This is a genomic window from Pseudomonas sp. MWU347 (genome assembly GCF_017947305.1).
GTDB lineage: Bacteria > Pseudomonadota > Gammaproteobacteria > Pseudomonadales > Pseudomonadaceae > Aquipseudomonas > Aquipseudomonas putida_A.
On sequence record NZ_JAFGZB010000003.1, the window covers coordinates 592063 to 612626 of the forward strand.

General features: G+C 61.1%; 14 protein-coding genes. 4 read left to right on the forward strand and 10 right to left on the reverse strand.

The window, feature by feature from the left end; all coding sequences use genetic code 11:
• Window positions 1-8: 8 nt before the first annotated feature.
• Window positions 9-521: an MgtC/SapB family protein gene (locus tag KCG87_RS09010; RefSeq protein WP_027613723.1), complete on the reverse strand. Its 513-nt coding sequence runs from the start codon at window positions 519-521 to the stop codon at window positions 9-11.
• Window positions 522-643: 122 nt separating this feature from the next.
• On the opposite strand from KCG87_RS09010, the gene KCG87_RS09015 reads away from it, so the two are divergent.
• From KCG87_RS09015 to mapR, 3 genes are all read left to right on the forward strand, one after another.
• Window positions 644-892: a DUF3203 family protein gene (locus KCG87_RS09015; RefSeq protein ID WP_135295705.1), complete on the forward strand. Its 249-nt coding sequence runs from the start codon at window positions 644-646 to the stop codon at window positions 890-892.
• A 195-nt stretch (window positions 893-1087) separates the two neighbouring features.
• A complete protein-coding gene (gene ccoG / locus KCG87_RS09020) occupies window positions 1088-2518 on the forward strand; it encodes a cytochrome c oxidase accessory protein CcoG (RefSeq protein WP_097090108.1) in 1431 nt (476 codons plus the stop codon).
• A gap of 221 nt (window positions 2519-2739) precedes the next feature.
• Window positions 2740-4149, forward strand: coding sequence for a GntR family transcriptional regulator MpaR (mapR, locus tag KCG87_RS09025; protein ID WP_008087199.1), 1410 nt, complete (start codon window positions 2740-2742; stop codon window positions 4147-4149).
• A gap of 142 nt (window positions 4150-4291) precedes the next feature.
• Here mapR and KCG87_RS09030 read toward each other — a convergent pair whose 3' ends face one another.
• The 7 genes from KCG87_RS09030 to tpx form a co-directional block, all read right to left on the reverse strand.
• The gene (locus KCG87_RS09030; protein WP_007968514.1) at window positions 4292-5038 is read right to left on the reverse strand and encodes an SDR family oxidoreductase; all 747 of its coding nucleotides are present in this window, start codon (window positions 5036-5038) and stop codon (window positions 4292-4294) included.
• Window positions 5039-5281: 243 nt separating this feature from the next.
• Entirely contained in the window at window positions 5282-7363 is a 2082-nt protein-coding gene (locus KCG87_RS09035) for an EAL domain-containing protein (protein ID WP_134786281.1), read from the reverse strand.
• A gap of 288 nt (window positions 7364-7651) precedes the next feature.
• Window positions 7652-9121 (reverse strand): efflux transporter outer membrane subunit, encoded by a 1470-nt coding sequence (locus tag KCG87_RS09040; protein WP_098963916.1) that lies wholly within the window; start codon window positions 9119-9121, stop codon window positions 7652-7654.
• On the reverse strand, window positions 9118-12225 hold the full coding sequence (locus KCG87_RS09045) for an efflux RND transporter permease subunit (protein WP_027613729.1): 3108 nt from the start codon (window positions 12223-12225) through the stop codon (window positions 9118-9120). Before KCG87_RS09045 ends, KCG87_RS09040 begins: the two co-directional genes overlap by 4 nt.
• Before the next feature lie 142 nt (window positions 12226-12367).
• Window positions 12368-15463 carry an MdtB/MuxB family multidrug efflux RND transporter permease subunit gene (locus KCG87_RS09050; protein ID WP_210556994.1) on the reverse strand — a complete coding sequence of 1032 codons (3096 nt, stop codon included), beginning with the start codon at window positions 15461-15463 and terminating at the stop codon, window positions 12368-12370.
• A complete protein-coding gene (locus KCG87_RS09055; RefSeq protein WP_210556992.1) occupies window positions 15460-16767 on the reverse strand; it encodes an MdtA/MuxA family multidrug efflux RND transporter periplasmic adaptor subunit in 1308 nt (435 codons plus the stop codon). Before KCG87_RS09055 ends, KCG87_RS09050 begins: the two co-directional genes overlap by 4 nt.
• Before the next feature lie 175 nt (window positions 16768-16942).
• Window positions 16943-17443: a thiol peroxidase gene (gene tpx / locus KCG87_RS09060; RefSeq protein ID WP_007968505.1), complete on the reverse strand. Its 501-nt coding sequence runs from the start codon at window positions 17441-17443 to the stop codon at window positions 16943-16945.
• Window positions 17444-17775: 332 nt separating this feature from the next.
• Between tpx and KCG87_RS09065 the strand changes: the two genes are divergently transcribed.
• On the forward strand, window positions 17776-18201 hold the full coding sequence (locus KCG87_RS09065) for a YciI family protein (RefSeq protein WP_134786278.1): 426 nt from the start codon (window positions 17776-17778) through the stop codon (window positions 18199-18201).
• Between the two features lie 122 nt (window positions 18202-18323).
• Here KCG87_RS09065 and KCG87_RS09070 read toward each other — a convergent pair whose 3' ends face one another.
• The gene (locus KCG87_RS09070; RefSeq protein WP_134786277.1) at window positions 18324-18995 is read right to left on the reverse strand and encodes a DUF3313 domain-containing protein; all 672 of its coding nucleotides are present in this window, start codon (window positions 18993-18995) and stop codon (window positions 18324-18326) included.
• A 328-nt stretch (window positions 18996-19323) separates the two neighbouring features.
• A complete protein-coding gene (locus KCG87_RS09075; RefSeq protein WP_135295697.1) occupies window positions 19324-20298 on the reverse strand; it encodes a hypothetical protein in 975 nt (324 codons plus the stop codon).
• Window positions 20299-20564: the final 266 nt, after the last annotated feature.

Sequence of the window (20564 nt, forward strand, 5' to 3'; positions counted from 1 at the left end):
ACGATCGGTTACAGGTGCTGGTTTTTCTCCCCATCCTTCTCAAACATCCTGACCACCCGTGGCATCACGCTGAAAATCCCCAGCGCCAGCAAAGTGCTGAGCAGCGCCGTCGCTTCCCTGCCCAACCCGGCTGCCACGCCGATCGCCGCCGTCATCCACAACCCGGCTGCCGTGGTCAGTCCTTTCACGTGCCCTTCGTCACCCTCCTGATTCTTCAGAATCGTCCCGGCGCCCAAAAAGCCGATCCCGGCGATCACTCCCTGCAACACCCGGCTCATCGCATCGGATTCAGCCCCTGAGGTCTGCGGCACCAGCACAAACAGCGCCGCCCCCAACGCCACCAGCATGTGCGTGCGTACTCCTGCAGCCTTGCCCTTGTGCTCGCGTTCGAAACCGAGAATTCCGCCCAGCACCGCCGCCATCAACAGGCGCACGGTGATGCGCGTCAGTTGCGAGGCATCGCCGACGTCGGCGAACTCCGCTTGCAGCGTCACCCACACTTCATGCCACCAGGCGTTCATCGCTCCGTCCTTCTTATTTGTCGTTAGTGGATGGACAGCGGCGACCATTAATCAGTTGCGCAGAACGATCGGCAAAGCGCGCGCCCTAACCTTTCAGGTACCCATGAAAAAAGGACAGCCTCATGCCCGTTCGAATCGATGAATCCAACCCCGAATCAAAAGTGTGTTTTTTCACCGTTGAAAATGGAGAAGAAATTCGTATCTGCGACACCCTGGAAGTCAAAACGGATAGCGAAAAAGCCATGTCGTTCGTAGAGATTGAAAACCGGCGCATTTACATCACCGAAGCAGAAGCCGACGCCCTGACCGTCGCCGGCGCGAAAGACGGTCGCAAGCACCTGAAGGCCGACGAGAGTGATTCGGTGATTTGACTGACCCGGATCAACATCCGGCGCAGACGCCTGCGATAGGCGTTTGCGCCTGCGTCTGCGGGCTGCTTCAAGTTGTCGCAGGATGTGTACTAAACGCCATCTGATACGCTTTTTATTCAAATAGCTGAGTCTGTTATGCAAACAGATCGGCGCTCATAGTTCGTCCGCCTGATGGAGGCTGATGAGCGAATGACCATGAGCGAACAAATCCCCGTCCGAACCGTAGAAGCAAGCCCCACCATAAAAAATGTGCCTGGTCGCCCCATGAAGGCGAAGGCCGGCTCCACCGACAATCACATCCACACCCGCAGTTTCACCGGCCTGTTCCGCACCTTGCGCATCAGCGGCGCGGGCTTTCTCTTTTTGCTGTTCTTCGGCACCGTGTGGCTGAACTGGGGCGGTCGTCAGGCCGTGCTGTGGGACTTGGCCGAAAGCAAATTCCACATCTTCGGCGCGACCTTCTGGCCACAGGATTTCATCTTGCTCTCGGCGCTGCTGATCATTGCTGCGTTCGGTCTGTTCGCCATCACCGTGTTCGCCGGCCGGGTCTGGTGCGGTTACACCTGCCCGCAGAGCTCGTGGACGTGGATCTTCATGTGGTGCGAAAAAGTCACCGAGGGCGAACGCAACCAGCGGATCAAACTGCAAGCGGCGCCCTGGGGCCTGAACAAACTGGCGCGGCGCGCGGCCAAGCACACCCTGTGGCTGGCGATCAGCGTGATGACCGGGCTGACTTTCGTCGGCTACTTCACGCCGATCCGGCCGCTGGCCGAAGAGCTGTTCACCCTGCAGATCGGCGGGGTCAGTCTGTTCTGGGTGTTGTTCTTCACCGCCGCCACTTACATCAACGCCGGTTGGCTGCGCGAAGCGGTGTGCATGCATATGTGCCCGTATGCGCGGTTCCAGAGCGTGATGTTCGACAAGGACACCCTGGCGATTTCCTACGACGTCGCCCGTGGCGAAAACCGTGGCCCGCGCAAACGCGACGTGAAACCCGCCGAAGCCGGCCTCGGTGATTGCATCGATTGCCAGTTGTGCGTGCAGGTGTGCCCGACCGGCATTGATATCCGCGACGGCCTGCAGATGGAATGCATCGGCTGCGCGGCGTGCATCGACGCCTGTGATTCGATCATGGACAAAATGAATTACCCGCGCGGCCTGATCCGCTACAGTTCCGAACGCGAATTGCAGGGCGGCAAGACCCATCTGCTGCGGCCTCGGCTGATCGGTTATGTCGCGGTGCTGCTGGTGATGATCGGCGCACTGGCGCTGGCCTTGGTCGAACGGCCCATGGTCTCGCTGGATGTGACCAAGGATCGCGGGCTGTTCCGCGAGAACGGTCAGGGCCAGATCGAAAACATCTACACCCTCAAGGTCATCAACAAGACCCAGCAGCGCCAGGACTACAACCTGAGCCTGGTGGACGGCGACGGCTTCCAGTTGCAGGGCAAGACCGAACTGAGCCTGGCGCCGGGGGAGATTGTCGATGTGCCGGTGTCGGTGGCGATGACCACCGAACGTCCGGCCAGCAGCTCGCAGACCTTGAGCTTCAAGATCGCCGACAGCGACGAGCCCGAGATTTATAGCGTGGCGAAAAGCAGGTTTGTGGCACCGATGAATCGCTGAGCCGTTAGAATCCTCCCCCTCACCCCAGCCCTCTCCCCCCAGGGGGCGAGGGGGGAAAGGGAGCAGATCTCAGTGGCGTTCAAACCCGAGTTCGACTCCGGGCTTTCAAGTCGGCGTAACTCGAACATACAACCCGATCAGTCCCCGCTCCCTCCGGGAGAGGGCTAGGGTGAGGGGCTTTCCCTGACACCCTACACATCCAACCAGCACCAAGGCCCCCGATGAAACGCTACGAAAAATTCGCCGACGACATCGCTGAACTGATCCGCTCCGGCGTACTCGGCCCCGGGCAACGGGTGCCGTCGGTGCGCTACGCCAGCCAGACTTACGGGGTCAGCCCGTCCACGGTGTTCCAGGCCTATTACCTGCTGGAACGTCGCGGTCTGATCCGCGCGCGGCCGCGCTCCGGTTACTTCGTCAACACCCACGCACCGAGTCCGTTCTCGGAGCCGGTGATCAGCAGCCACGTCAACGACTCCACCGAAGTCGACGTCAGCGAACTGGTGTTCTCGGTGCTGGAATCGATCAAGGATCCGAGCACCGTGCCCTTCGGCTCGGCGTTCCCCAGCCCGACCCTGTTCCCATTGCAACGGCTGTCACGTTCGCTGGCCAGTGCGGCGCGGGAGATGGACCCGCGCATGGTGGTCACCGACATGTCGCCGGGCAACCCGCAACTGCGTCGGCAGATCGCCCTGCGCTACATGGTTGGCGGCTTGATGCTGCCGATGGAAGAACTGCTGATCACCAACGGCGCCCTCGAAGCGCTGAATCTGTGCCTGCAAGCGGTGACCGAGCCGGGCGATCTGGTGGCCATCGAAGCCCCGGCGTTCTACGCCAGCCTGCAAGTGCTGGAGCGCTTGAAACTCAAAGCCGTGGAAATCCCCGTGCACCCGCGCGACGGTATCGACCTCGGCGTGCTCGCCCAGACCCTGGAGCGCCATCCGATCAAGGCCTGCTGGTGCATGACCAGTTTCCAGAACCCGATGGGCGCGACCATGCCCGAGGCGAAGAAACAGGAACTGGTGGAACTGCTGCGCCGGCATCAGGTGCCGCTGATCGAGGACGACGTCTACGCCGAACTCTATTACGGTCAGCAGGCACCGAAACCGGCCAAGGCCTTCGACACCGAAGGGCTGGTGATGCACTGCGGTTCGTTCGCCAAGAGCCTGGCCCCCGGCTACCGCATCGGCTGGGTCGCCGCCGGGCGTTACGCACAGAAAATCGAACGGCTGAAACTGATGACCTCGCTCTGTGCCTCGATGCCGGCGCAAGCGGCCATCGCCGACTACCTGCAACACGGCGGCTACGACCGCCACTTGCGCAAACTGCGCTACGCCCTGGAAGAACAGCAAAGCGCGATGCTCGCAGCGATTGCCCGCTATTTCCCGGCGCAGACCCGCGTCAGCCAGCCGGCGGGCGGCTACTTCCTTTGGCTGGAACTGCCACCGCAGATGGATTCGTTGAAGTTGTTTCAGATGGCATTGGCGCAGGGCATCAGCATCGCGCCGGGGCCGATCTTCTCGCCGACTCAGCGGTTCAGGAACTGCATTCGCCTGAATTACGGCAGCCCGTGGACCGAGGATTCGGAGAAGGCGATGGAGACGTTGGGGCGGATTGTGCGGTCGTTCTGACAGACAGATGTTGGGGCTTATGACGCCTTCGCGAGCAAGCCCGCTCCCACAGTAGACCGCATTCCATCTGGAGAAACGCGGTCTACTGTGGGAGCGGGCTTGCTCGCGAAGAGTCCAGATCAGGCAACACAAATCCCAACGATCAGCGCCCGCCACCCAAATCAACAAACGTCCCGGTCGCATAAGAAGCCTTGTCCGACAACAACCAGACAATCGCCTCCGCCACTTCATCCGGGCGCCCGCCCCGGGCCATCGGAATCGCCGACTCAAGCTTGCTGACCCGATCAGGATCGCCGCTCAGTGCATGGAAATCGGTATAGATATAGCCCGGACGCACCGCGTTGACCCGAATCCCCTCACCCGCCACTTCCTTGGACAGACCGATGGTGAAGGTGTCGAGCGCGCCTTTGGACGCGGCGTAGTCGACATACTCGTTGGGCGAGCCCAGGCGCGCGGCGACCGAGGAGACGTTGACGATGCTGCCGCCCTGCCCGCCGTGTTTGGGCGACATGCGCAGGATCGCGTGCTTGGCGCAGAGGATCGGCGCCAGGACGTTGGTTTTCATGATTTTGAGAATGCGGAATTCGGACATTTCATCGACCCGCGACTTGTGCCCGACGGTGCCGGCGTTGTTCACCAGCGCGGTGACCCGCCCCAATTCGGTGTCGACCCGCTGAAACAGCGCGATCACTTCGTCTTCGATGCTGACATCGGCGCGTACCGCAATGGCTTGCGCCCCCAGCGCCCGCACTTGCTCCAGCACGCTTTGCGCGGCCTGTTCATCCGACTGATAGTTGATGCAGATCCGATAGCCCTGCCCGGCAGCCAACAACGCCGTAGCGGCGCCAATTCCGCGCCCGCCACCGGTGATTACCATGACTTTATCCATGCTGGCCCTTCCCCCCAATGCACACGTAACAGTCGGGTTGAAGAATAACCGCCATTGGGCGGTTTTGCATGGGCTCTGTCAAAGACAAAACCCTGCATGAGACTGAGATGTTTTTTGTGGCGAGGGAGCTTGCTCCCGCTCGGCTGCGAAGCAGCCGTGATGCCGGGCAACACAGTAAAACCGAGTAAAAACGCGGCCGCTTCGCGCCCCAACGGGAGCAAGCTCCCTCGCCACCGAATGCAGTCAGACAGCCGCCAAAGCCTCTCCACGGGCAATGTTCTGCATGAACGCATCCGCCGGCATCGGATGCCCCAACAGATAGCCCTGCAACGAATCACAACCCAACTGCGTGAGGAAATCCTGCTGCACGCCGGTCTCCACCCCCTCGGCAACAATGCGCAAACCGAGTGCCTGGCCCAACGCCACGATCGCCGAGACGATGGCCGCGTCATCGCTGTCATGCTCCAGATCGCGGACAAAACCGCGGTCGATCTTCAGCTCGTTGGCCGGCAAACGCTTGAGGTACATCAGGCTCGAATAACCGGTGCCGAAGTCGTCGATCGACAGGTCGACGCCCATGTCGGACAACTCCTGCAACACCTTCATGCTCGCATCCGCGTCGCTCATGGCCGTGGTTTCGGTGATTTCCAGGGTCAGGCTGTTGGCCGGCAGGTGGTGGGTCGCCAGCGCCTTGGCCACGCTCTGCACCAGCCCCGCGTGGCAGAACTGCAAGGCCGAGAGGTTCACCGCAATGCGCCAGTCGGTGTAACCGAGCACGTACCATTCGCGCATCTGCCGGCAAGCTTCGTTAAGCACCCATTCACCGATGGCGATGATCAGGCCGGTCTTCTCCGCCAGATCGATGAACTTGTCCGGCAGCAACATGCCCTGGGTCGGATGCTGCCAGCGCAGCAGCGCTTCGGCACCGACCGGACGACCACTGATGGCGTCGAATTTGGGCTGGAAATACAGGCTGAACTGACTGTGTTCCAGCGCGGCGCGCAGATCTTGCAATAGCTGCAGCTGCTTGCGCGCGTTGCTGTTCATCGAAGCATCGAAGAAGCTGTAACCGTTTTTGCCGCTGCCCTTGGCGTGATACATCGCCGCGTCGGCATTCATCAGCAGTTCCTGGGCGCTCAGGCCGTTGCCCGGGTACAGGGCAATGCCGACGCTGGCAGAAATCTGCAAGTCGTGCTCGGCCACGCGGAACGCCTGACCGAGCAACCCGACCTGACGCGCAGCCAGTCCCAGAGCATCGTCGGGTTCGCTCAGACGCACCAGCAGCACGAACTCGTCGCCGCCAATTCGCGCGAGCGTATCCTGACTGCGCAGATCTTCGCGCAGGCGCACCCCGACTTCACGCAGCAACTGGTCACCCATGTGGTGGCCGAAGGCATCGTTGACCGGTTTGAAACCGTCCAGATCGATGAACATCAACGCAAAACAACCGCCCTGCTCCTCGACCTTCTTCATCGCCTGATTAATCCGGTCGTCCAGCAGCATACGGTTCGGCAGACCGGTCAGGGTGTCGTGCAATGCCAGTTGCGTCAGTTCACGGTTGGCCAGGGTCAGCGAATGCGCCAGATCGGCGGTACGCGCTTCAAGGCGCGCATCGAGAATCGAAGTGAGCAAGGCGATCGACAGCACCGCCAGCGTGGTGATCAGCACCAGATTGTCGAGGCCGTTGCCTTTTAGGCCGTCGAGCGTTGCGCCGCAGAAACTGCCATCAGGAAACTGCGCGGCGGCCATGCCGGTGTAGTGCATGCCGACAATCGCGATGCCCATGATCACTGCCGCACCACCACGAATCAGACGTACATAAGGCGAGTGCTGGCGCAGGCGGAAGGCGATCCATAACGCCGCCGCCGAGGCCCCGACCGCGATCAGCAATGAGGCGCCGAACAGGGTCGGGTCGTAATCGATGCCAGGCGTCATGCGCAGCGCGGCCATGCCGGTGTAATGCATTGCACTGATGCCGGCGCCCATGACCAAAGCGCCAAAGGCCAATTGCAAAATCGGCAGTTTCGGCTGGCTGACCAGCCACAGGGCAAACCCGCAGGACAGCACGGCAATCAGCAGCGACAGCGCGGTAATCGCAATGTCGTAGCCCAGGTCGATCGGCAGCTTGAAGGCCAACATGCCGATGAAGTGCATCGACCAGACGCCGACCCCCATCGCCAGTGCACCGCCGGCCGTCCAGAAATGCACTGCGCGCCCACGGGCGCTGGCGATGCGCCCGGTCAGATCGAGCGCGGTGTAGGACGCGAGGATCGCCACACACAAAGAAATGAAAACCAGGGTGAAGGAATAATTACCGATGAGCATGAAGATTCTCGCGACCACCCGCGCCGTACTGCGTCCATTCTCGGCTGGGCAAATGCGGCGATTGTACTGATTGCGCGGAAGAACGCACTGACAAAGTAATCATTTTGCCATCAACCCGATGAAACGCTTGTTTGATGGTTTTGCGAGGCTCTGGCCCGGGCCTCGTTCCCAGGATTCCGGCAATCAGCGCGATTGATGTGGGAGCGAGCCTGCTTGCGAAAAAGCCAGCACGTTCATCGCAGATATCGACCGAACTGACGGCTTCGCGAGCAGGCTCGCTCCAACGGATCAGCGATTGTCGCTGACATCGAGTTGTCCGTCCCAGCCGCCACCCAGCGCCGCAATCAATTGCACACTGGCGATCAAGCGGTTCTGCAGAATGTTCAGCACAGTGCGCTCGTTGCTCAGCGCCGTGGCCTGCACCACGACCACATCGATGTAGGCAATCAAGCCGGCCTTGTACTGGTTCTGGGTCAGGCGCAGCGAGTCGCGCGCGGCATCCAGTGCTTCCTGACGCACGGCCGCCTCGTCCTCATACACCTTCAATTGCACCAGATAGTTTTCCACTTCACGGAAGCCGTCGAGCACGGTCTGGCGGTACTTGGCGACGGTCTGGTCATAGACCGCCTCGGTACGGTCAACCTCGGCCGAACGGATGCCACCATCGAAGATCGGCAGATCCAGCTTTGGCCCGACCGACCAGAAACGGTTCGGTAGCGTTAAAAGATTTTTCGAGGTACTGCTGCTGTAGCCGCCGCTCATGCTCAAGGTCAGATCCGGGTAGTACGCGGCCTTGGCCACGCCGATATTGGCGTTGGCGGCGATCACCGAGCGTTCCGCCGAGGCAATATCCGGGCGCCGTTCCAGCAACTGCGAAGGCAGGCTCAGGGGAATCTGCGGCAGGTTCGGAATGTTCTGCGTTTCAGCGATGCTGAATTCGGCCGGCGCCTGCCCGGTGAGCACGGCGATGGCATTCTCAAACTGCGCGCGTTGCCAGATCAGGTCGACCAGATCGGCCTGGGTGGTTTTCAACTGGGTCTGCGCCTGCGCCACCGCATCGCGCCCGGATATCCCCGCGCGGTACTGGTTCTGGGTCATTTGCAGGGATTTTTCGTAGGCCGCGACGGTGGCTTCGAGCAGACGCTTCTGCTGATCGATAACCCGCAATTGCAGGTAGTTCTGCACCAGTTCCGACTGCTGACTCAGGCGCATCGCGGCCAGATCGGCAAAACTCGCCTGGGCGCTGGCCTGGTCGGCTTCCAGGCCTCGGCGCAATTTGCCCCAGATATCCGCTTCCCAACTCACGCCCAACTGCGCGTTGTAGGTGTCGCGAATGCCGCTGGCGGAACTGCTCAGGCTCGAACTGCTGCTGCCGGTGCCCTGGCTGGAGCGGGTCTTGCCCACGCTCAGGTCGACACTGGGATAAAACGCTCCACGGGCACTCCGCACCAAGGCCTGGGCCTGACGAAACTGGGCTTCGGATTGCGCCACGGTCTGGTTGGAACTGTTGAGTTTTTCGATCAGACCATTGAGTTGCTGATCGCCATACAACTCCCACCAGGCACCGCGCGCCAGCGAATCGCTCGGATTGGCCTGACGCCAGCCTTTGGCCTCTTTGTATTGCGCGACCTCGGCGGTCTGCGGACGCTGATAGTCCGGGCCCACAGCGCAGGCACTGAGCATCGCCACGCACAGTGACAGACTCAACAGGCGCGAACCGCGCGCAGTGGCCAGATTGAGAAGCGAACGGTCAGTCATAGCGGAGTTTCCAGAGCGGCGTCAGTACGCACGCCACGCCACTTGTTGAAGCGGTGGCGCAGCTTGTCGAGATAGAGGTAAACCACAGGCGTGGTGTAAAGGGTCAGGACCTGGCTGAAGATCAGGCCGCCGATGATGGTCAGGCCCAACGGCTGGCGCATTTCTGCGCCTTCCGCGCGGCCGAGCAGCAACGGCAAGGCGCCGAGGATCGCCGCCAGGGTGGTCATCAGAATCGGCCGCAGCCGTTGCAGGCAGGCGCTGCGGATCGACTCCAGCGGCGACAGGCCCTGATGGCGTTCCAGTTGCAGCGCCAGGTCGATCATCAGGATCGCGTTTTTCTTCACCACCCCGATCAGCAGGAACAATCCGAGCAGGGAGATCAGGCTGAACTCGCCGCCCAGCGCATAGATCGACAACAGCGCACCGACCCCGGCCGACGGCAAGGTCGAGAGAATCGTCAGCGGGTGAATGTAGCTTTCATACAGCACACCGAGCACCAGATACACCGCCAGCAGCGCACCGAGGATCATGAATGGCTGACTCTTCTGCGTGGCGGCAAAGGCATCGGCGGTGCCGGCCATTTTCGCGATCACGTCTTCCGGCAGACCGACCTTGGCAATCGCCCGCTCGATCGCGGCACTGCCCTGCTCCACGGTCACGCCTTCAGCCATGTCGAACGCGATGCTTTCGGAGGCGAACTGGCCTTCGTGGCTGACGCGGTCGTCTTCCAGGCTGTTTTCATAATGGGCGATGGTCGACAACGGAATCCGCGCACCGTCAGCGGTAATCACCTGCACCTGATTGAGCGTTACCGGATCCTGCGCGTATTTCGGATTGACCTCCATCACCACCTGATACTGGTTGAGGCTGTCGTAGATCGTCGAAATCTGCCGCTGGCTGTAGGCATTGTTCAACACCGCCGTGACCATGTTCATGTCGACCCCGAGGCGTTTGGCCTGATCACGGTCGACAATCAACGTCACCTGCTGCGCGCCGCGCCCCTCGCGGGCATCAATGGCGGTCAGCTCGGGCAGTGCGCGCAGCGCGGTCACCACTTTCGGGTACCACTCGCGCAACGCCCCCAGATCCCCGCTTTGCAGGATGTAGCTGTATTGCGAGGTGGTCTGCTCGCGACCACCGCCGAATTGCAGATCCTGATCGGCCATCAGCATCAACTGGGCGCCGGGCACCTTGGGCATTTCCTTGCGCAGGCGCTCGATGACTTTCTGCGCCGACAGGTTGCGCTCCTTGATCGGCTTCAGGCGTACCAGCATGAACGCGTTGTTGGTGCCGTTGGTGCCGCCGATGAACCCGGCGACGCTTTCCACTGCTTCGTCCTTGAGCACGGCGCGGCGGAAGGTTTCCATTTTCGGTTGCATCACGCTGAACGACAGACCGTCGTCACCCCGGACGAAACCGATCAACTGGCCGGTGTCCTGCTGCGGCATGAACGTCTTCGGCACCACCACGTACAGCGCAACGTTGACCCCGACCGTAATGATCAGACTGAGCAAGGTCAGACGCCGATGGCGCAGCACCCAATCGAGGCTGGTCGCGTATTTGCCGACCATCCAGTCGTTGGCGCGGCGGCTCCAGCGTTGCAGGCGGTTTTCCTGGCCCGGCGTGTGCGGCTTGAGCCAGCGGGCGCAGAGCATTGGCGTCAGGGTCAGCGAGACCACCAGCGACACCACGATGGCTGCTGCCAGGGTGATGGAAAACTCACGGAACAGGCTCTCGACAATCCCGCCCATGAACAGGATCGACAGGAACACCGCCACCAGCGACACGTTCATCGACAGCAAGGTGAAACCGACTTCCTTGGCCCCGAGGTAGGCAGCCTGCATCGGTTTGACGCCTTCGTCGATGTGCCGGGAGATGTTCTCCAGCACCACGATGGCATCGTCCACCACCAGTCCGGTAGCCAGAATCAGCGCCATCAGCGACAAGTTGTTCAGCGAGAAGCCATAGAGGTACATCACCGCAAAGGTGCCGACCAGCGACACCGGCACTGCCAGCGTCGGAATCAGCGAGGCGCGGAAATTCCCGAGAAACAGGAACACCACCAGAATCACCAGCGCCACGGCAATCAACAGGGTCATTTCCGCTTCGTGCAACGTGGCCTTGATCACTGGCGAGCGATCCATTGCCAGGTTCAGTTTGACGCTGGCCGGCAGTACCGCTTGCAGAGCCGGCAACTGCGCCTTGATCTCGTTGACCGTCTCGATGATGTTGGCGCCGGCCTGGCGGTTGATCACCAATAGCACCGCCGCGTCATCGTTGAAGAAACCGCTGTTGTAGCGGTCTTCGACGCCGTCGCTGACCTTGGCCACGTCCTTCAGGCGCAGGGCCGCGCCGTCCTTGTAATGGATGATCAGCGACTCGTAATCCTTGGCTTTCTCCAACTGGTCGTTGGCCTGGATCTGCCACAGGCGCTCGCCGTCTTCGACCGAGCCCTTGGGCCGGCGCACGTTGGCCCCGGCGATGGTCTTGCGCACATCGTCGAGCGCCACGCCGTACTGGTTAAGCGCCTGCGGTTCAAGTTCGATACGCACCGCCGGCAGCGAACTGCCGCCGATCTGCACTTCACCTACGCCCTGCACCTGGGACAGGCTCTGCGAGAGGATGGTCGAGGCCAAATCGTAGAGCTGGCCTTTTTCCAGCACATCCGACGTCAGCGACAGCACCATGATCGGCGCCTGCGACGGGTTGACCTTCTTGTAGGTCGGCATGCTGCGCATCCCGCTCGGCAACAGGTTGCGTGAAGCGTTGATCGCCGCCTGCACTTCCCGCGCCGCGCCGTTGATATCACGGTCGAGGTCAAATTGCAGAATGACCCGGGTCGAACCCTGGCTGGAACGGCTGCTCATGGTGTTGACGCCGGCAATCGCTCCGAACGAGCGCTCCAGCGGCGTCGCCACCGTGGACGCCATCACCTCGGGACTGGCGCCGGGCAGACTGGCCTGGACCACGATCACCGGGAAATCCATTTGCGGCAGCGGCGACACCGGCAACAGACCGAAACTGACACCGCCCAGCAGCATGATCGCCAGACTCAGGAGCATGGTCGCGACCGGGCGCTTGATGAAAGGACCGGAGAGGTTCATTGACCGCAATCCCCAACATCACACCAGTCCCTTGTGGGAGCGGGCTTGCTCGCGAATACGGTCTGACATTCAACATTCATGTCGCCTGATACAGCGCTTTCGCGAGCAAGCCCGCTCCCACAGGGGGAATGTGTCCAGACAGTCATACCGGTACCTCTTCGGCATTGGTTTTGCCGAAGCGCCGACCCAGACGGTCGAAGTACAGATAGATCACCGGCGTGGTGAACAGGGTCAGCACCTGGCTCACCAGCAGACCGCCGACCATCACCAGACCCAGTGGCTGACGCAACTCAGCCCCGGAACCGGTGGCGAGCATCAACGGCACGGCGCCGAACAGCGCGGCCAAGGTGGTCATCAGAATCGGCCGGAAGCGCAGCAGCGCCGCCTGATAGATCGCCTGCTCCGGCGCCATGCCCTGGGTGCGTTCGGCGTCGAGGGCGAAGTCGATCATCATGATCGCGTTCTTCTTGACGATACCGATAAGCAGGATGATGCCGATGATAGCGATCATCCCCAGGTCATTGCCGCTGAGCAGCAACGCGAGCAAGGCGCCGACCGCCGCCGACGGCAGGGTCGAGAGAATGGTGATCGGGTGGATGTAACTTTCGTAAAGCACGCCGAGCACGATGTACATGGTCACCACCGCCGCCAGAATCAGCAGCAAGGTGCTCGACAGCGACGCCTGGAACGCTTCGGCCGCGCCCTGGAACTGGGTCTGCACGCCAATCGGCATGCCGATGTCCTTCTGCACCTGATCGATGATATCCACCGCATGTCCCAGCGCCACACCGGGAGCCAGGTTGAACGACATCATCACCGCAGGGAACTGGCCGATGTGGGTGATCGCCAGTTGCGCCTGACGCTCCTCGACATGGGCCAGGCTCGACAGGCGCACCTGTGCACCGTCGGTGGTCTTGACGTGAATCTGATCCAGTGCCGCCGGGCCGATCTTCTCCCCGGCCTGCGCCTGCAGCACCACGCGGTACTGGCTGGCCTGGGTGTAAATGGTCGAAATCTGCCGCTGGCCGAAGGCGTCGTACAGCGCATCGGTGATGTTCTGCACCGAAACGCCGAGGCGCGAGGCCGCATCGCGGTCGATCACCAGATAGACCTGCAAGCCCTTGTCCTGCAAGTCGCTGGCAACGTCAGTCAGTTCCGGGCGCTGGGCCAGGGCTTCGACCAGACGCTCGCTCCACTGGCTGAGCAGTTCGGCATCCGGTGAGGACATGCTGAACTGGTACTGGGTGCGGCTGACCCGATCCTCGATGGTCAGATCCTGCACCGGCTGCATGAACAGGCGGATGCCGACCAGTTTGTCCAGTTGCGGTTGCAGGCGCGCGATCACCTCGGTGGCGCTCAGGTCACGCTGGCCATGCGGCTTGAGGTTGATCAGCAAGCGACCGCTGTTGAGCGTGGCGTTGTCGCCGTCGACACCGATGTAGGACGACAGGCTCTCCACCGCCGGATCTTCGAGAATCACCTTGGCCAGCGCCTGCTGACGCTCGCCCATGGCCGCGAAGGAAATCGACTGCGGCGCCTCGGAAATGCCCTGGATCACCCCGGTGTCCTGCACCGGGAAAAAGCCCTTGGGCACCACCATATAAAGGAACACCGTCAGCGCCAGCGTACCGATAGCCACCAACAGGGTCAGCGGCTGGTGTTTGAGCACCCACTGCAACTTGCGCCCGTACGCGGCGATCATCCAGTCGATGACCGCGCCACTGGCCCGGTAGAAGCGGCCCTGCTCGTGCGCTTGCGGCTCACGCTTGAGCAAGCGCGCGCACATCATCGGCGTCAAGGTCAGAGAGACTACGAGGGAAATCAGGATCGCCACCGCCAGGGTGATGGCGAACTCACGGAACAGCCGCCCGACCACGTCAGCCATGAACAGCAGCGGAATCAGTACCGCGATCAGCGACAGGGTCAGCGAAATCAAAGTGAAACCGATCTGTTTGGCGCCTTTCAGCGCCGCCTGCATCGGGCTATCACCCTCCTCGATGAAACGCGCGATGTTCTCCAGCATCACGATCGCATCATCGACCACAAAACCGGTGGCGATGGTCAGCGCCATCAAGGTCAGGTTGTTGACCGAGAAGCCGGCCAGGTACATCACGCCAAACGTACCGATCAGCGACAGCGGCACCGCAACCGACGGGATGATCGTCGCACTGGCACGCCGCAGAAACAGGAACGTCACCATCACCACCAACGCAATGGCGATTAGCAGTTCGTGTTGTACGTCGGTGACCGAGGCGCGGATGGTCTGGGTGCGGTCGGTGAGCACGGTAACGTCGAGGCCGGCCGGCAGGTTGTCGGTGATGCTCGGCAGCAAGGCCTTGATCCGGTCGACCACCTCGATCACGTTGGCGCCCGGTTGACGCTGGATGTTCAGCAGCACTGCCTGATTCTGGTTGGCCCACGCGGCGAGACGTTCGTTCTCCGCACCGTCGACGATTTCCGCCACATCCTTCAGGCGCAGCGGCGCGCCATTCTTGTAGGCGAGAATCAGGTTGGCGTAATCCTTGGGCGACGTCAGCTGGTCGTTGGCGTCGAGCATCGAGACCCGGGTCGGGCCGTCGAAGTTACCTTTCGGCTGGTTGACGTTGGACGCGCCGATCAGGGTGCGCACGTCTTCAAGGTTCAGGCTGTTCGCCGCGAGGGCTTCCGGGTTGACCTTGATCCGCACCGCCTGCCGCTGACCGCCGGCAATGCTGACCATGCCGACGCCGCTGATCTGGGCGATCTTCTGCGCCATGCGCGTATCGACCAGATCATTAAGCTTGGGCAGAAGCATGGTTTTCGAGGTGATCGCCAAGGTCAGCACCGGGGTATCCGCCGGGTTGACCTTGTTGTACACCGGCGGCGCCGGCAGGTCGGTCGGCAGCAGGTTGGTCGCGGCGTTGATCGCGGCTTGCACCTGCTGTTCGGCGACGTCCATGTTGATGTCGAGGCTGAAACGCAGGGTCAGCACCGAAGCGCCGCCGGAGCTGGTCGAGGCCATTTGCGTCAGGCCCGGCATCTGCCCGAACTGGCGTTCGAGCGGCGCGGTAACAGCACTGGTCATCACGTCCGGACTGGCGCCGGGGTACAGGGTCATGACGCGAATGGTCGGATAATCGACCTGCGGCAAGGCCGAGACCGGCAGCAGGCGATAGGCAATCAGGCCGGCCAGAACAATGGCCAGCATGCTCAGGGTGGTGGCTACCGGACGGAGGATGAACAGCCGCGAAATGTTCATGCGCCCTTCTTGGCCTTGTCAGCCGTGGCGGCGTCCGGCGCACTGGCGGCGGGTTTGCCCTGCAGGTGGCCGGTCGGGGTGGTCGGCACGTCATTGCTGTCGTTGACCACTTCCACTTCGCTGCCTTCCTTCAGGCGGTCGGTGCCTTCCAGCACCACGCGGTCGCCCGCGGCGAGGCCTTCGGTGACCACGGTGTTGGTACCGTCACTGGCGCCGATCTTCAGTTGGCGGATGGTGACTTTCTTGTCGCCGTCCAATGCGTAAACGAACGTGCCGTTGGTGCCGAACTGAATCGCCGCCGACGGTGCGAGTACCACGCCTTTCAAGGTATCGGCCAGCAGATGGACGTTGACGAACTGATTGGGGAACAGCGACTGGTCGCGGTTATCGTAACGGGCCTTGAATTTCAGGGTGCCGGTGGCGACGTCGATCTGGTTGTCGAGGCTTTGCAGCACGCCGCTGGCCTGGATCTTGGTATCGCCGCGATCCCATGCCTCGGCCGGCAGTTTCGCGCCGCTGTGGTAGCGCGCCAATACGGTTTCGAGACTGTTTTCCGGCAGGGTGAAGACCACGCTGATCGGTTGGGTCTGAGTGATGACCGCAAGGAACGTGGTGTCGTTGGCCGCGACGAGGTTGCCGACGTCGACCTGACGCAGACCGACGCGACCGGCAATCGGTGCGCGGATCTTGGTGAATTCGAGATTGAGCTTGGCGTCGTTGACCGCCGCCTGATTGGTCTTGACCGTGCCCAGGTACTGGCCGACCAGTGCTTCGGCGGTGTCCAGGGTCTGCTTGGCGATGCTGTCTTCCTTGTACAGGCCGCGATAACGCTCGACGTCGACCTGTGCGTTTTTCAACTGCGCCTGATTCTGCAGCAAGGTGCCTTCAGCCTGGAGCAAGGCGTTCTGGTACGGACGCGGATCGATCTCTGCCAGCAGGTCGCCGGCCTTGACCATCTGCCCTTCCTCGAAATTGATCTTCACCAGTTCACCGCCGACCCGGCTGCGCACGTTGATGGTGTTGAGCGCAGTCACCGTGCCCAGTGCCTTGTAATACAGCGGGAAGTCGCCCGTGACCGCCGGCGCCACACGCACCGGAATCGGCCCGGCCGCACCGCCGAAGCCTGGCCGCATCATCCCCGAACGTCCGGCATGGCCGCTCGCCGCCTTGTCGGCGCCCTCCTTGTGGGCCGAACCGGCGGGCCAGAATTTCCAGCACAGGACGGCGATGACCAACAGGACGAGCAGGCTGATCAGCCAGCGACGGGAGTTGCGAGGGGACGATTGCATGGATTGATTAACCATTGGGCGCGTGGGCTTCTTTTACGGGAGGCTGAACGATAAGCACTGATCGGATTTAAGCAAAGCAGCTTTACCGGCAATTTACCTTCAACTTACGTTTCAAGGTGTGAGGCAAAACACTGATACACAAATGAAAACGGCCTGGACAGGGCCAGGCCGTTAACAATTGTAAAAGCGCTTATTTCAGAACGGCGAGTGCTGCGTCGTAGTTCGGCTCTTCAGCGATTTCCTTGACCAGTTCGCTGTGCAGGACGTTGTCGTTCTCGTCCAGCACCACCACGGCACGGGCGGTCAGGCCTTTGAGCGGGCCGTCAGCGATGGCTACGCCGTAGTTTTCGATGAATTCGGCACCGCGCAGGGTCGACAGGTTCTGCACGTTTTCCAGACCTTCGGCGCCGCAGAAGCGGGCCTGGGCGAATGGCAGGTCAGCCGAGATGCACAGCACCACGGTGTTGGCCAGTTCGTTGGCCTGAGCGTTGAACTTGCGTACCGAAGTGGCGCAGGTCGGAGTGTCGACGCTTGGGAAGATGTTCAGCACTTTGCGCTTGCCGGCAAAGTCTTTCAGGGTAACGTCGGACAGATTGCCGGCAACCAGAGAAAAGGCTGGCGCCTTGGAACCGGCTTGTGGCAACTGGCCGTTGACTTGAACCGGGTTGCCTTTGAGGGTGACTTGAGCCATGACTTTAGTCCTTCTTAACGTGGTGATTGAGCATGCAAGAGGCCGAAGTTAACCACGAAATTGTCCGACGACCTATGCCCTGCATGAAAATTGTCAGGGGCCTGCGCAAAAAATTGTATACAACCGCAAATCCTGTGGGAGCGAGCTTGCTCGCGAAAGCAATCTGCCAGTCAACGCTATGCTGAATGTGCCGCCGTCTTCGCGAGCAAGCTCGCTCCCACAGTGATCTTCGCGGAGCTCGAGTTTGCATCATTTACTTAGGAGTTCTGTCGATTCGTGAGGTGCCCGTTCGACTAAGCAGTGAATCAACCCCATTCCCTGGAGAAACCACCATGCGATTCATGATCCTTGTCAAAGCCAGCGTCGACTCCGAAGCCGGCATCATGCCCAGCGAAGAACTGATCACCGCCATGGGCAACTTCAACGAAGAACTGGTCAAGGCCGGCATCCTCATCGACGGCAATGGCCTGCACCCGAGCAGCAAAGGCGTCCGCGTGCATTTCTCCGGCGCCCAGCGCAGCGTCATCGACGGCCCGTTCATCGAGACCAAGGAGCTGGTGGCCGGGTACTGGATCTGGGAAGTCAAATCGAAGGAAGAAGCCATCGAATGGGTCAAGCGCTGCCCGAACCCGATGCCGGGCGACTCTGATATCGAGATACGGCAGATATTCTCCGCCGAGGATTTCGGTGCCGAATTCACGCCTGAGGCGCGGGCGCAGGAAGAACGTGTTCGCGAGCAAGCGAAGAAAAACCTGTAATCCCTGCCCCCTGTAGGAGCTGCCAAAGGCTGCGATCTTTTGATCTGGCTTTTAAAAAATCAAAGTCAAAAGATCGTCCGATCGCGGCCCGAGCCTGCGGCTGCTCCTACAAAGGCCCCAGCTTATTTGGACTTGAGCTTCACATACATCTGACGCATGTCATTGGCCCAGCCGTCGATGACAGGTTTGACGTCGGAGGCCTTCATCGCTTGAGTTTCATTTTCCAACGGTTTACCGGTGCCTTTGCGCACCACTTGCGCCACCACCTTGTTGCTCGCACCGTCGAGGAACACCGCTTCGGTGGCCAGGGTGGTTTCCTGATCGCGGATACCGCTGGCAGTGCTGACCGCTGCCGCGACCAGAGCGACCGGGATCACTTCATACGCGTGCAGGCCTTCGGTCTTGCTGCTCACGGCAGTGATCGCCGCCCGCACCACAATCACTCCTGGGCCGGGGCCGTTGGCCAACGGCAGATCCTTGCTGATTTCACGCTTGAGCGCCTGATCGTAATAGGAGGTGATGCCGTTGAGGGTCTGCTGCGAAATCTTCGCGGTCGGTTGCGGCTTTGGATAGAGCTGGGTTGGCTCGATGTACACGCTGGTGAACTTGCTGATGTCGACCTTCGGATCGATCCAGCGCATCACCTCGGCGCCGGACGGCGATTTGGCCTCCTTGAGCTGGCTGTAGTCCTTGAGAAAGCCGGAATACTCATCGGGAGCGACGGTTTTGCTGGAGCAACCCACCACCCCAAGGGTGGCGATGCAAAGGGCGCCCATCATTACTGCTAGCTTCATGCTGTAACTCCTGTCAGAAGGCCTGAATGTGCGTATGGGGGAGTTACAGGTATAGCTAAAAGCGCGGCGATTGCGTTGCAAAACCACAAAATTCATACGAGACCCCGCGCGGCTTGGCAAACCTCATTTAAGCCACAGATGCAGATACCACTTAAGGCTGGAAGAAAATGAACATGAGCGATCCGGCGTTGAAGTGATCGCTGATCCCTTGTGGGAGCGGGCTTGCTCGCGAATGCATTCCCTCAGCCAACATCAAGGGTGACTGATGTACCGCATTCGCGAGCAAGCCCGCTCCCACAGGGTCAGTGTTGGTCTCGAACACTGAGTATTACCAGGAAGACGTCGCCCCGCTCTTCAACGCCATCTCGCGCCGGCTGTTGGCGCGCATCGCCTTGATCAGCGACACCGAGCCCACCAGCAGAATCGCAGCGCCGAACAGGAAGTCGATGTTGTACAGCTGGAAGTCCTGCACCGGCCCGACCAGCAGCACCCGCACCACGGCAATCGTCACCAGCGTGGCGAGGAAGTCGATCCCCGGCTCGTCACGATAGAACACGTGCAACAGCGGCAGGCACAGCACCAGCAGGAACAACAGCACCACGACCTTGAACGAGCCTTTGCGCTCGACGCTGAACGCGCATTCGTGCGGGCCGTAGGCCTTGTAATCCTCGTCGCGGATCATCGAGTTTTTCTCGTTGATGTACTCGACGCGGTTGTACTTCTGGATCGGCGTGAAGGTGTTGGACATCTCCATCAGCGTGGTGATGTTCTTGAAGCGCAGGTCGATGCGCTCGCTGCCCTTGAGGTAATACAGCACCGGTTTGTAGCCGTAGCGATAGGTGTCGAAGGGGAAGTCGGTGACCTGGCCCTGGACGCCGATCGGCCGTGGCTCAAGCTCGGCGTAGGCGCTTTTCGTTGGAGACGCGAGGTTGCGGCTCAGCGGCTGAACCTTGACCTGTTCGAGGAAGATCGGCGTCACGCCGTACGACCACTGCAACGGTTCCAGGCGCAGACGCAGTTCGTTGCGGCCCAGATCGTAACGGTTGAAGGTGCGTTCGGAGACCACCAGCGAGCCACTGAGCATGAACTCGCCGCGCAGGTTGTTGGTGACGCGCAAGGTCAGTTGATCCTTGCCCAACAGCGCCGCTTCGGTGGACGGCGGCGCGCCGCACCACGCGGTGCTTTCACCGGCGCCGCCCAACTGGCCGTCGCGGTTTTCCTTGAACACATAGAAGTAACTGGCCCACAGCGTCAGCATCAACAGCAACGCCGTGAGGCCCAAAATCTTTTTGCCCGCACTCACTACCCAGACTCCCTTCTTCGTTCCGTCGTCCAGCCGAAAACCCGCTGGCGACGGGGACTCTACCAAAAGGCCAGCATCGACCCAAGGAAAAATCCGGGAATGGTGCGGGATGTAAGGGTTTCCCCTGTAGAGAAGGGGCCGCTAGGCAATTGTGGTGAGGGGATTTATCCCCGACCGGCTGCGCGGCGGCCGCAGAACCAGCCAACAGGTTTTAGCTGAAGAAATGCTTCGGCAGATTTTAGGTCTGCTTCGCAGCCCATCGGGGA

Coding starts and splice junctions, on each gene's coding strand:
- KCG87_RS09050 (WP_210556994.1), bottom strand. CDS start 15,463: ATGAACATTTCGCGGCTGTTCATCCTCCGTCCGGTAGCCACCACCCTG.
- KCG87_RS09040 (WP_098963916.1), bottom strand. CDS start 9,121: ATGACTGACCGTTCGCTTCTCAATCTGGCCACTGCGCGCGGTTCGCGC.
- ccoG (WP_097090108.1), top strand. CDS start 1,088: ATGAGCGAACAAATCCCCGTCCGAACCGTAGAAGCAAGCCCCACCATA.
- KCG87_RS09070 (WP_134786277.1), bottom strand. CDS start 18,995: ATGAAGCTAGCAGTAATGATGGGCGCCCTTTGCATCGCCACCCTTGGG.
- KCG87_RS09030 (WP_007968514.1), bottom strand. CDS start 5,038: ATGGATAAAGTCATGGTAATCACCGGTGGCGGGCGCGGAATTGGCGCC.
- KCG87_RS09045 (WP_027613729.1), bottom strand. CDS start 12,225: ATGAACCTCTCCGGTCCTTTCATCAAGCGCCCGGTCGCGACCATGCTC.
- KCG87_RS09055 (WP_210556992.1), bottom strand. CDS start 16,767: ATGGTTAATCAATCCATGCAATCGTCCCCTCGCAACTCCCGTCGCTGG.
- KCG87_RS09015 (WP_135295705.1), top strand. CDS start 644: ATGCCCGTTCGAATCGATGAATCCAACCCCGAATCAAAAGTGTGTTTT.
- KCG87_RS09035 (WP_134786281.1), bottom strand. CDS start 7,363: ATGCTCATCGGTAATTATTCCTTCACCCTGGTTTTCATTTCTTTGTGT.
- KCG87_RS09010 (WP_027613723.1), bottom strand. CDS start 521: ATGAACGCCTGGTGGCATGAAGTGTGGGTGACGCTGCAAGCGGAGTTC.
- KCG87_RS09065 (WP_134786278.1), top strand. CDS start 17,776: ATGCGATTCATGATCCTTGTCAAAGCCAGCGTCGACTCCGAAGCCGGC.
- tpx (WP_007968505.1), bottom strand. CDS start 17,443: ATGGCTCAAGTCACCCTCAAAGGCAACCCGGTTCAAGTCAACGGCCAG.
- mapR (WP_008087199.1), top strand. CDS start 2,740: ATGAAACGCTACGAAAAATTCGCCGACGACATCGCTGAACTGATCCGC.